The following is a 12,559-nucleotide window of genomic DNA, read 5'->3' as shown; positions in this document are numbered from 1 at the left end:
CCATTATTACTGGTAGTCCTGAAATTCATGGGGTTCGGCCGCCAAACACAGGCAGATGCTTCCCGGGCCGACATATATCGAACTGGTAATGCCCATTTGCGACAGCAACAACTCTACATTATTACGCTCGCAGGTTTCGCGAAGACGATCCAGCCCCGGCAGTGCTTCGATTTCATCCCAGCTTAACCCACAGGACATGCTCAGGTAGGGCGTTAGCAACCCCGCTTCAATGCGGGCGATGGCATAATTCATGACTCTCTCGACGGCCACATCGAAATTAAAGGTTTTCGCCACCGGCTTACCTTCCGCCCCTTGCCCGAAAATCACGGGAGTCAGATTTAAAGCCTTCCCCAAAAACGCAGCAACGGCCGAAACACTTTTATCGCCTCGACGTCGGGCTCGTTCGCGAATGTAGTGGATATCCCGCGGAATAACACAGGTGTAAATATTATCTGCAAACGTTTCAACTTCGTATTTCAAGGCATTTTTGGAGGCTTTTTGCTCTATTCGTTTTAGCGTATGAGCCGCTAACAACCCTTGGCCCGCAAAAATCTGCTTGCTATCAATGACCCGCATGGAAAACTTGCCCGGCCGACCGGATGCCTCACGGGCAACCTGGTAGTTCGCCATGACCGAGTGCATTGCATCACTGGCATTTTGATAAATCTGGCTGCGACTGCGCGTAACGGTTTCACAAATGGCGATATCGTATTCAGTGACGATCTTTTCCATAAACAGATCGTGAATCTGTTTAACCGAAAAAGCTTCTGTTTCGGCATGGTGCCCTTTTTCCAACAGGCCACTCTTATAAAACTGCTGAGTCAATGCCGGATCGTGAGTATCTATGTAGGTCTCGCCATTAATGATGGCGGTTACCGGCAGAATAAACAGATCGTGTTTGGTGGCAAATTCATGGGGCAAATCACAGGCTGAATCAACAATTAAGCCAACGCGCATACTACACACCTCCAGATTCAGGCTACCTTGATCACGGCATGCCTTTTCTTATCATTATTTTAAGGGAGGTAGTGTCACACAGGCATAACAACAATGCAGCCGCCAGAAGGGGCCAAAAAAAAAGGGAGGCACGAAGGCCTCCCAAGGACACACAGGGGTTGATGCCGCCGTTGATAGCAACGGCGCCAGGATCAGTGTTCGTCGGCTACTTCAGCGCCGGGTGCTTCCGGATCCGAGGTGAAGCCCAGCAGGCGGGTACGCTCGATCAGGAAATACAACACAGCACCGGTCGCCAATCCCCAGCCTGCACCGTAAACCGCGAGCACTACGCCCATGGTGCCGGCAATGCCGCGCTCGGTGTTGTTCTCAAGCTGCTCAAGGCCCACCATCAAACAGATGTAACCGGTCAGCAACAGAGTCAACGACAAGGCGATTGGCAATACTGGCTGAAAGAAGCTCACCAAAGGCAGTACAAACAGAGCAATGAAGCCGGTAATCCAAAAAGTACCGCCACCGCTGTAGATGGAATCCATCGCATTACGGCCATACTTGTAGCGCTCAGCCATGGTGGCGGTGACGGCCGTCCAGATCGGGCCAGCCAGGCCGGGATACGGTGCGAAGAATGCGTGGCCACCATTACGAAGTGCAGTCACGAGGTGAGCCCGATCAATGCTGTTATCGATGTCCTCATCTTTTCGCAGATGATCCACACGACTCATCAACGACTGCCCCACTACTATGTCGCCAAACGCGATAACGTAGGCAATCACCGCCGTCGGAATGGCATACAAGAAGACATTCATATCCGGAAAGCCAACGGTGAATGGCAGGTAGTTCCAAAGCTGATCAAACGCGGGCTTGGTGATCCCCCACTGCACATCCGGCACGTCGTATTCACCGGTCGCAAAGCCCACCAGAATCGCCACAACCATACCCGGCACCATGCCGTAATTGGCAATCTTGCGGGCCAGTGCACTCTTGTCGACAAAACCTTTGAACGAAACCGAGAACATCAGGTACAGACACACCAAACCACCGACAATCAGTGAGATCGGCGTATTGGCCAGTCGTCCACCCGCTTCAATTTCGCCCATTAGAGCCGCGATACCGGCGCCAATGATGATGCCGCCTTTCATGGAACGGGGTATCCACTCCACCAGTTTACTGCCGAGGCGAGTCACACCCAGGATCAGGAAGATCAGGAATACCAGAAACTGCAGCGCAAACAACGCCTGAATGGCTTCGGGGCCGGGCTCGTAATCCGACAGGAACAACAGCACCACAGGGATCCCCGGCGTAATCCAGCCCGGTACCAGCGGCACACCCAACAACGCAGGCAGCATGAAACCGATGCCGCAGATCACCACGTAGGCCAAGGCTACGTCGTAGGGAACGCCCAGATATTTTTCAAGGAGTGGAATCATGGCAAGACTGACCACGAACATGATCAAAGCCTGCACCATCTCCGCGAATTCCCACCGATAGTGAACAAAAGGCAATCGAACCTTGAAGGGGCCAGCCGGCCAGTACGGCTGCTCTTCGCCATTTTTTCTCTGTAAAAGTTGCATAACAATACCTCCGGGCACACCGTAACGGGCGCCAACTCATGTTGTTTTTGTGTTGAGGTTTGGCTGCGCCGGGCGGCGCAGCTTATGGTCTGATCAGTTCAGCTCTTTGGCCTGATCCCGAAGCACAAACTTCTGGATTTTGCCGGTCGAGGTCTTGGGCAGATCAGTGAATATCACCGTTTTGGGCACCTTGAAGCGAGCCAGATGTTCGCGGCAGAAGCTGATGATGTCGTCTTCAGAGACATCTCCGGCTTCTGGCTTCAGGGTCACGAACGCACAAGGTGTTTCGCCCCATTTTTCATCAGGCCGCGCGACAACGGCCGCTTCCATCACAGCGGGATGCCGGTACAGAGTGTCTTCCACCTCGATGGTGGAAATATTCTCGCCACCGGAAATAATGATGTCTTTGAGACGATCCTTGATTTCCAGGTAACCGTCTTCGTGCCAGACCGCCAGGTCACCGGTATGGAACCAGCCACCACGGAACGCTTCTTCCGTCGCTGTCGGGTTCTTCAGGTACCCTTTCATCACGGTGTTACCGCGCAGGAAAATCTCACCGATGGTTTTGCCATCTTTGGGTACCGGCTCCATGGTATTCGGGTCACCCACCATGGTTCCGCCCATGGTGTGATAACGAACACCCTGACGCGCTTTCAGCTTGGCACGCTCATCCAGCGGCAGTTCGTCCCACTCGGATTTCCAAGCACACACGGTCACGGGGCCATACACTTCGGTCAAGCCGTAAACGTGAGTGACCTTGATACCAAGCTCTTCGATCGCGCCAATAACCTGAGCGGGGGGCGCAGCACCGGCTGTCATAGACTTCACTTCGTGATCGATGCCCGCTTTGGCTTCGGGCGAGGCGTTCAGCAATGCGTTGAGCACGATCGGCGCGCCACACATATGGGTAACCTGATGATCACGAATCAACTGCAGAATTTTTTCCGGGTCAACCCGGCGCAAGCAAACATGGGTACCGGCCATAGCCGTGATGGTCCACGGGAAACACCAGCCATTGCAGTGGAACATTGGCAGTGTCCAGAGATACACCGGGTGCATCCCCATAGACCAAACCGCCTGGTTACCCAACGCGTTAACGTAGGCGCCGCGATGGTGATAGACCACGCCTTTCGGGTTACCGGTGGTACCGGAGGTGTAATTCAGGGAGATCGCGTCCCATTCATCCGCAGGGAAACTCCACTGAAACTCGGGATCCCCCTCTTGCAGGAAGGCTTCGTAATCCAGATCGCTAACCTGAACACCTTCACCGTATTCCGGGTCGTCGACATCGATCACCAGCGGCTTGTTTTTCAATCCACTGACGGCATCCTTGATCACTTGGCCGAACTCGCGGTCCGCAATCACGACTTTCGCTTCGCCGTGTTCCAGCATGAAGCCGATCGCGTCAGCATCAAGCCGAACGTTCAGGGTATTCAACACCGCGCCGATCATCGGTACAGCAAAATGGCACTCCACCATAGCCGGGATATTCGGCAACATGACCGCGACCGTATCGCCCCGGTGAATACCACGACCTTTCAGGGCCGAGGCCAAACGCCGGCACCGATCGTACGTTTCTGCCCAGTTCCGGCGAATAGCGCCGTGAATGATGGCGGGATAGTTCGGATAAACGCTGGCGGTACGTTCGATGAAATCAATAGGCGATTGGACCGCGTAGTTCGCGTCCCGTGGCGCAAGGCCGTCATCAAAGATCGAAGTCATGTGTGTGGTCCTCATATTCGGGTGTTATTTTTATGTCGTCTACGGTGGAAAGGTTAGACTAGTTATTCTTTCGATTGTTCAAATGGTAGATTACAGAATTATTGCTAGGAATTCTACCATCGTATTATAGGGTATATTCTATACTTATGAATAATTCCTCAACCACAAAGGGATTCGTGCAATTGCTCCCGCAAGATCCAAGCCCGTCTCTTATTGTAGATGCTCATGCACAAGTGCTCGCGGCAAATCCGGCGGCGCAATCCCTTCGGGCAACAAAGGCTGGGCAATACGATGAGGTCTTGCCCATCAATACAAACGCACTTATCAAATCGGCATTGAGCCAGAATCGGGCCATCGATCAGGTTGAATCCAGGATCGGTAGCGTCATTTTGCTATGGTGTTTCATTCCGGACGCAGACACTCAACAGGTTTTGATTCGCGGCCGAGATGCCACAACCGACATCCTCACCCAGGAAGAAGCCACCCGCTCAAGCCGCCTCTACCGGCTGATCACCGAAAACACCACCGACCTGATTTCACGGCATGCGCCGGACGGCCGGTTTATCGACGCTACGCCAGCATCTTGGCGCTTGTTGGGTTATTGGCCCGAAGAATTACGCGGGCAACGTTTGGAAGACATTTTCAGCGGTCATCAAACGGATACCTTATTTGCCGAAACCCGACAAAAACTTCGAGACGACGGCTACGCCACCATGACCCTCCAGATCACCCATAAGAACGGTGCCCGGCGATGGCTGGAGATTGCCAGCCGCGCCATTCGAGAAACCTACACGGGCGCCGTGGTGGAAGTGATCAGTGTGTCCCGGGACATCACCGCCCGAATAGAATCAGAAGAACAAAACCGCCTGCTGGCCGACGAACTGGCCCACACTGCTCGGCTAGCCACCCTTGGGGAACTGGCTTCAAGCATTGCACATGAGATGAACCAGCCACTGGCCTCCATCGTAAACTTCGCCAGCGCCAGCCAACGCTTTCTCAGAAAGCGCGACCAGCATCCGGAGCAATTGTCAAAAGTGGATGATGGCCTTCAAAAAATCGTTCACCACGCTAACCGCGCATCCGAAGTGATCAAGCGGCTGCGCGCGTTCTTGCGTAAAGGCAAGAAAAGCATGGGGCCAGTGGCACTCAACACGGTTATCTCCGACGTCTCCCGCCTGTGCCAATGGGAGGCAGATAAACATGGCGTAAAGATCTTGAGGCAGCTTGCCCATGAGGATCCGGTTGTTACTGCAGACCCGATACTGCTGGAACAAGTACTGATCAACCTGATTCGAAATGGTATCGAAGCGAACGTTGATGCGTGCGACAAGCAAACAGAAACCAGATCTTCACGCATTCTGGTCAGCACCCTGATCAATGATCACCATGAGACCCTGATTGTGGTAACCGACGAAGGCCCCGGCCTCGACGAGGAAGGGATTCGACAGATGTTCCAGCCGTTCTACACCAGCAAACCCAAAGGACTTGGCTTGGGGCTTTCCATGAGCCGCTCTATTATTGAGGGCTTTGGCGGATTTCTCGATGCCCTGCCCGCTGAGACGGGCGGACTGTCGCTGATTTGCCGCTTCCCGAACACCCCAAACACCAACCCCACACACAAACAGGAGCCTTTCAATGCCTGAACTCACGTCCGCTGCAACCAACACCGTGTTCGTCGTAGACGATGATGCAGGCATGCTGGAATCAACTCAGTGGCTGCTTGAGTCAGTCGGGCTTCAGGTTAAGGCGTTCAGCGATGGCCGACAGTTTCTGAACGAGGTCAACGAGAACCGTCCCGACTGTGTGGTGCTGGATATTCGCATGCCCGGGCTCGGCGGTCTGAATGTTCAGGAAGAACTGCAAAAACGCGACATTGAAGTGCCGATTATCTTTGTCTCCGGTCACGCGGACGTGCCCATTGTCGTCCGGGCTTTCAAATCCGGCGCGTTCGATTTTATCGAGAAACCGTTCAACGAACAGCTGCTACTGGATAGCATCCAGCAAGCGATGCAAACCCCGAATACATCCGAGAGCCAGGTGGCTATTAGCCACGATGCGGAAGCCCTCATCAGCACCCTCACCCGCCGCGAGCGCGACGTATTCCTTCCACTGGCGCAGGGCTACACCAGCCGGGAAATTGCGGAACAGCTGGGGGTCAGCGTGAAAACCATCGATCTTTACCGGGCGCGGGTGATGAAACGTCTGGGTGCCGACCGGCTGCCAGACGTAACCGGCATTGCTATTGCGGCCGGTTTGTTAAATCCGGAGGCGCTGCGCGAAGATCGGTCACCGGTGACCGCCTAGCGAATCCAGGCCTGACGACCAAAGCCCCAGGTGCACCGAACATACAGGACAAACCATGCAAACCCCGATCTACCAAATTGATGCGTTCACCAACGAGTTGTTTGGCGGCAATCCGGCCGCGGTCATGCCCCTTGAGCGCTGGCTACCTGACACCGTGCTGCAGTCGATAGCAGAAGAAAATAACCTTTCGGAAACGGCGTTTTTGGTGCCCACCCCCGATCGGGAAGATTCCGACTTCCACATTCGGTGGTTTACGCCGGAATCGGAAGTGCCGTTGTGCGGCCATGCCACCCTGGCAGCGGCTTGGGTGGTGTTCAATAAGCAGGCCTGGCCACACGACATAGTGCGATTGCAGTCAAAGTCCGGGCCACTGTCAGTATCCCGGAGGCCGGATGACTCTCTTGAGCTGGACTTCCCCAACCTCGCCTACGAGCCCTGCGCCACCCCTGAATTGATCAAAGCCGCGATGCCAGAAGCACCCAACGAAGCGTTCTTTGTTCCCAACGACACCAATTACATGATTGTGATGGCGTCTGAGGCGGAGGTCCTGGCCGCAGCCCCTGACCTTCAATTACTCACGCAGCTAGGCAATCAGGGCTTAATCGTGACCGCGAGGGGCGGACAATGTGATTTTGTCAGCCGCTATTTTGCTCCGGGTGTCGGCATCGACGAAGACCCGGTCACTGGCTCTATTCACAGCGTGCTCACCCCCTACTGGGCTGAGAAATTGGACAAAAGATCCTTAACTGCCATGCAGCTCTCTAAACGGGGTGGCAGGCTTCACTGCGAGCTTCGGGGCGACCGTGTGGCAATTTCCGGCCACGCCGCCTTCTTCATGGAAGGCTCCGTAAAGCTGCCCTTAGACTGATATACTGCCCGCCGGTTTTTTATCAGTGGCGGGCAGGCAATGGCAGTATCTTCATCACACTATGACGTTATCATCATCGGCGCAGGCGCTGCCGGGTTGATGTGTGCGGCCACTGCCGGTTATCGCGGGCGTAAGGTGCTAGTCGTGGACCACGCCAACAAACCCGGCAAGAAGATTCTGATGTCGGGTGGCGGGCGCTGTAATTTCACCAATCTGAATAGCACGCCATCGAACTTTCTTTCCGACAATCCGCATTACTGTATTTCGGCACTGAAGCGCTACACGCCGCAGGATTTTCTGGAGCTGGTGGAGCGCCATGGCGTCGAGCATGAAGAAAAAGCCCCGGGCCAACTGTTCTGCCAAAACAGCGCGAAAGACATCCTCAACGTGTTACTGACAGAATGCGAATGGGCCGGAGCAGAAATCCGCATGGCCACGTCGGTCACGCAGGTGCAGCCCACCGAGACCGGTTACAAACTACAAACCAGTTCAGGTGCGCTGAGTTGCGAATCGCTGATAGTCGCCTGCGGCGGGCTTTCTATCCCTACCATGGGCGCAACCGGGTTTGGCTACGAGCTTGCCAAACAGTTTGGTCTGAGCGTACTGCCCACTCGAGCAGGCTTGGTGCCCTTCACTCTGCACCCTGAATTGAAGCAACAACTATCCCCATTGTCTGGGATAAGCTGCCCGGTGGAAGCCCATTGTCACAACCATCATTTTAGGGAACCGTTGCTGGTCACCCACCGCGGCCTAAGTGGTCCATCGATGCTGCAGGTATCCAGCTATTGGCAACCCGGCGACGAGGTACACATCAACCTGTTGCCAGCGCAAAACATTCAAGACGATCTGTTTACGTTGCGCAAGCACAAACCTCAGTCCACCATCGCCCAGTACCTGAACCAACATTTGCCCAAGCGCTTTGCTCAGGCATTCAATGAATTACAGGGCTGGAGCAAGCCGCTGCAGGAATACCGAAACCCGGAACTCGAACAGGTTGCCAATACACTGGGAAACTGGACGGTAAAACCCGCCGGTACAGAAGGATACCGAACCGCCGAAGTCACGTTGGGCGGTGTAGACACTCGTCAGCTGTCGTCAAAGACCATGGCAGTTCTGAATCGGCCCAATCTGTACTTTATCGGAGAGGTGGTGGACGTAACCGGGCATTTAGGCGGGCACAATTTTCAATGGGCCTGGGCCTCCGGCGTGGCGGCTGGAAATTCAGCTTAAAGCATCGAAAACATTGGCGCACATCACCAGACACATGTCGCAATCAAGACTTGCCCTCAACCCATTCGAATCCTCTCATTCCTCATAACATCGCTGTAATTCACAGGATTGTTCACTAACAAACTCACACGCTACAATAGCCCCACCCTGTGGATTGGCTCAGACGTACGTCCTTGTTATGCATAACGTCGCTGCTGTTCGGGCCCGTTAACATACAACAGTCTGTGATTGAGCCGGTTGTTGATATCCGTTCCTCTTAACGCGTGTTGCCATTTCTCAGATGAAATACCAGTCCCGCTTTCGTCAGCTGTCGATTTTTTTAATCAAATGTTTTCTGTTTTCCTTCAGCATCCTGTTGGTTTCACGCTACCTGTTTTTTTTGCATATACGGGATGTGTTGCCAGAAACAGGGGTTGGAGATGATATCTGGCAGGCTTTTTTTGTTGGCGGGCGTTTTGATGCCAAGGTCACCGCGATTGCCTATTCTCCGCTTTTGTTGAGCGGCCTTGTTGCCGCGGCATTTCACGGCGCTTACCGGCGCTGGTTAAGATTTTCGATCGGCTACCATACCGCTATAGCCACCCTCTATGTTATTGGCTGCATCTGCAATTTCTATTACTACACGACCTACGGCAGTTATGTAGATCTGTTTGTGTTCGGCCTATGGGAAGATGACTCCACCGCAGTGCTTGTCAATATCTGGGAAGACTACCCTGTCATACGCGGTTCTCTGGTGGCTTTTGGGATCGGCGCGCTGGCCTATTTCTTCTCCCGGAGGTTCCTCCGCAGTCGGTTGGGCCGAATTAACCCACGAGCGCACTGGCACTGGGGCGTTACCGCACTGGCCGTTGTCGCCATGTTTCTGTCCACTTTTGTCACGGCGCGGGGCACTCTAGACAGCCATCCCCTTAAGCGTTATCACGCAAGCGTTTCCCAATACAAACCGCTCAACATGGTCACCCCAAACGTATTCATGGCGCTGGAGTGGGCAACCTCTGATTATAAGGAACAACAGCGCTTTGAACCTGTTTCTGAGGCCGAACTGACCGCCCAGATGGAAAAAGTTCTGGGCCAGCCAACCCCGGTCTACCACACGCCGGAAAACGAATACCTCCAAGAGCATCCGCCCCATGTGGTTGTGACGATGATGGAGGGAATGGGCATGAATGTTCTGGTGGAAGACAACCCTCCGGAAAACGACTTATTAGGACGACTTCGCCCGCATTTCAAGGACGACTTTCTGTTCAAGCGCTTTTTAGCGGGCACATCCGGGACCATCGACAGTATTGTTATGACACTGTTTCATAGCCCTGTAGCGACCATCAGCCACTCCTCGGCCCAAACGGTCGCATTGCCGAGCTCTGCGGTTCTACCTTACAAGCGGGCGGGCTATGAGGTGGCGTTTTTGTACGGTGGAAATGGCATGTGGCGCAACCTGGCCAGCTACCTGCCAAGGCAGGGATTCGACCGCGTCTATGATGAAAATGACATCATCGAAGCCATTCCGGAAGCGGACGAATACTCAGGAACCTGGGGTGTACCTGATGGTTTTATGTTCCAGTTCGCCAACAAGGTACTGGAAGAAGCGGACAAACCTACCCTGCTTTTTATTATGACCACCACCAATCATTCACCGTACCAGGTACCGGAAATCTACGAGCCTAGGCCGACGGAACTCAGTGACCGGTTTGCCGCGATGGCCGAATATGAAGGAGAAGAGGCCAGCGTACTGCTTGAAACTTTCCAGTACGCCTCGGATGCGCTGGGCCAATTTATGTCAGGCATCAAACAGTCAACGACGCTTCGCGACAACACCATTATTGCGGTAACCGGCGACCACCGCGTGCGAAACTTGAGCATACATGAGCCCACAGAATACGGCCTCACCTATGCGGTACCATTTCTGTTACACGTGCCGGAGCCAATTCTTGAAAACGTATCCCATCGGTATGACCCTCTACGCATCGGGTCACATCGGGATATTTTTCCCACGCTCTATCATCACAGCTTGTCAGACCAAGACTATATTACTCTGGGTGGCGAGAACCTTCTAAGCCCCCACGGGGTCAGCAACGTGGGATTCAACCTGAAGCGCAGCATCAATAAGTATGGCGCGTTCAGTAACGACAGATCCGGTCTGTTTTACCCCTGGCAAGACGATGACCCTCTATTTAATCAGCCAAACCCGGAAGAAAAGCGGCCATTCGACGCTGGTTGGGCAGAGGATTATCACCGATTGATGGATTATTACCTTCGCTCCCAAATTCTGCCTACGCAGAATTCGAATTCACAGTAGCACATCAATACGCTGCGGTGAGGCGTGCTGCCTAAGACACTTATAGATACTTTTCCAGCGGCAGCCAAGACAAGAAACGGGATTTCGCTCGGCGCCAGAAACCAACATCCGGTTCTTGATGCACCTGTTGATCTGCCGATTGCCACAATAAATCGCCATTCTCATCCAGTGTCACATGCCAGCTGTTTCCGGGTGTCATGGAATGACGGATATCGTCAGATACGGCTTTAGCCATTTCCGGGCTCTGAATGATCAGCACCGTTTCACCGTTCAAATAGATTGAGCGAAGATTTACATTGAGCGAACCTACAAACAAAGTACGCTGGTCAAATACAACGGCTTTGGAATGGAGACTGACGGCGCCGCTATCACAAGCCGCTTCATTAAGGACCCACGCTTTACATCCTTTTGCATCAGGACGAAGTTCGTATAGCTCGATGCCACTTTCAAGCATTTCTTCGCGCCACCGGGCGTAGGCCGAATGATTGGTCACCAAATCGTTCGATGCCAGCGAGTTGGTAATCGCACGTATCGAAAGCCCCGGCTTCACCACCTCGCGCAAATCGCTGAGCTGCTCATCAGCCAATACAAAATACGCCGATTCCACCAAAATTTCTGTCTCGGCCTGTGAAACCAATCCGTAAAGAGCCTGCGCTGTGAGCTTCGGCGTATCTGTGGGAGCTTCCGGGTCTTTCGGTGGCAGGTCATACACCAGCTTGGCCGGTGCTTGAATCAAGCTGGCAAAGCGCTCCTCCAGCAAAGTGTCTGCAGCCTCATGCCCTTGAGGTGGTATCGCTTTAAATGACTGAGCCTGCGCCGTTTCATTAATCAAGCGTGACCGGGCGCTGACGGCCAGTTCCGGAGGTTGTGGCTGGTAGATATCTTCAAGCGGGTACGACCACTGACTATTCCAATAGGCTTCGAAATTGTCGGTCATATCGCCAACCAAAGGACCCAGTGCCATGACGTCACGGTCCCGAAAATTCAGCTCAGAATGCTCATCAAAATACTCGTCACCGATATTTCGGCCTCCGGCAATGCCGGCATAGCCATCCGCCACAAACGTTTTGTTGTGCATGCGTCGGTTAATGCGGTCGAAATCGAGAATCAATGATAAGAAACGGCCAATACCGCTGCGCGAGCGAGCCGGATTGAAGATGCGAACGCGAATATTAGGATGACCGTTCAGTACGGCAAACAACGATTCCTTACCGGCCACGTTGATGTCGTCCAGCAACAGCCGGACATTAACGCCACGCTCTGCCGCCGCTAACAAACGGCCGGCAAGATAACGCCCGGAGTTGTCGTCATTCCAGATATAGTATTGGGCATCAACAGATTGGCTGGCAGATTCGATAAGTGCCGCACGCACGAGAAACGCATCGCGGCCTGTATTGAGGAGCAGAAACCCTGTATCCGGCTGACTGTCGGATAGATGTTTTTCCGCCTGCTGAGTGAAGAACGAATCAGCCACTGCTTCGTGTGCCAGATTCTGATCATGCTCGAGCGGTTTGAGCGCCGAGGCGCACCCCGTCAACCCCCCTAACAGAAGCCACAAACTCAATGACTTGATAAGCGAAGTCTGCAGCTTGCCGGGCATGACGGACGTTCCTG

9 protein-coding genes are annotated in these 12,559 nt (G+C 53.8%); 5 read left to right on the top strand and 4 right to left on the bottom strand.

All coding sequences use genetic code 11. The annotated features are described in order from the left end of the window. Positions 1–6: 6 nt before the first annotated feature. From Q9245_RS12505 to Q9245_RS12495, 3 genes are all read right to left on the bottom strand, one after another. The gene (locus Q9245_RS12505; protein ID WP_305897504.1) at positions 7–957 is read right to left on the bottom strand and encodes a DegV family protein; all 951 of its coding nucleotides are present in this window, start codon (positions 955–957) and stop codon (positions 7–9) included. 191 nt (positions 958–1,148) lie between these two features. Continuing rightward, positions 1,149–2,525, bottom strand: a complete 1,377-nt coding sequence (locus Q9245_RS12500; protein WP_305897503.1) for a solute carrier family 23 protein — start codon at positions 2,523–2,525, stop codon at positions 1,149–1,151. Positions 2,526–2,618: 93 nt separating this feature from the next. Then, positions 2,619–4,247 carry an acyl-CoA synthetase gene (locus tag Q9245_RS12495; RefSeq protein ID WP_305897502.1) on the bottom strand — a complete coding sequence of 543 codons (1,629 nt, stop codon included), beginning with the start codon at positions 4,245–4,247 and terminating at the stop codon, positions 2,619–2,621. Positions 4,248–4,393: 146 nt separating this feature from the next. Between Q9245_RS12495 and Q9245_RS12490 the strand changes: the two genes are divergently transcribed. The 5 genes from Q9245_RS12490 (at position 4,394) to Q9245_RS12470 (ending at position 10,945) form a co-directional block, all read left to right on the top strand. Then, a complete protein-coding gene (locus tag Q9245_RS12490) occupies positions 4,394–5,890 on the top strand; it encodes a sensor histidine kinase (protein ID WP_371824816.1) in 1,497 nt (498 codons plus the stop codon). After that, positions 5,883–6,551, top strand: a complete 669-nt coding sequence (locus tag Q9245_RS12485; protein WP_305897500.1) for a response regulator transcription factor — start codon at positions 5,883–5,885, stop codon at positions 6,549–6,551. The genes Q9245_RS12490 and Q9245_RS12485 overlap by 8 nt, the downstream gene beginning before the upstream one ends. A gap of 55 nt (positions 6,552–6,606) precedes the next feature. Next, positions 6,607–7,419, top strand: a complete 813-nt coding sequence (locus tag Q9245_RS12480; protein ID WP_305897499.1) for a PhzF family phenazine biosynthesis protein — start codon at positions 6,607–6,609, stop codon at positions 7,417–7,419. A 39-nt stretch (positions 7,420–7,458) separates the two neighbouring features. Next, entirely contained in the window at positions 7,459–8,649 is a 1,191-nt protein-coding gene (locus tag Q9245_RS12475) for an NAD(P)/FAD-dependent oxidoreductase (RefSeq protein WP_305897498.1), read from the top strand. A 394-nt stretch (positions 8,650–9,043) separates the two neighbouring features. Next, the gene (locus tag Q9245_RS12470; protein ID WP_305897497.1) at positions 9,044–10,945 is read left to right on the top strand and encodes an LTA synthase family protein; all 1,902 of its coding nucleotides are present in this window, start codon (positions 9,044–9,046) and stop codon (positions 10,943–10,945) included. A 40-nt stretch (positions 10,946–10,985) separates the two neighbouring features. Here the strand turns inward: Q9245_RS12470 and Q9245_RS12465 are convergent, their stop codons facing one another. Then, positions 10,986–12,545, bottom strand: coding sequence for a phospholipase D family protein (locus tag Q9245_RS12465; protein WP_305897496.1), 1,560 nt, complete (start codon positions 12,543–12,545; stop codon positions 10,986–10,988). Positions 12,546–12,559 lie beyond the last annotated feature (14 nt).

Source organism: Marinobacter sp. MDS2, from assembly GCF_030718085.1.
In the GTDB taxonomy this organism is placed as follows: domain Bacteria; phylum Pseudomonadota; class Gammaproteobacteria; order Pseudomonadales; family Oleiphilaceae; genus Marinobacter.
This window is presented reverse-complemented; position numbering and strand designations above follow the sequence as displayed.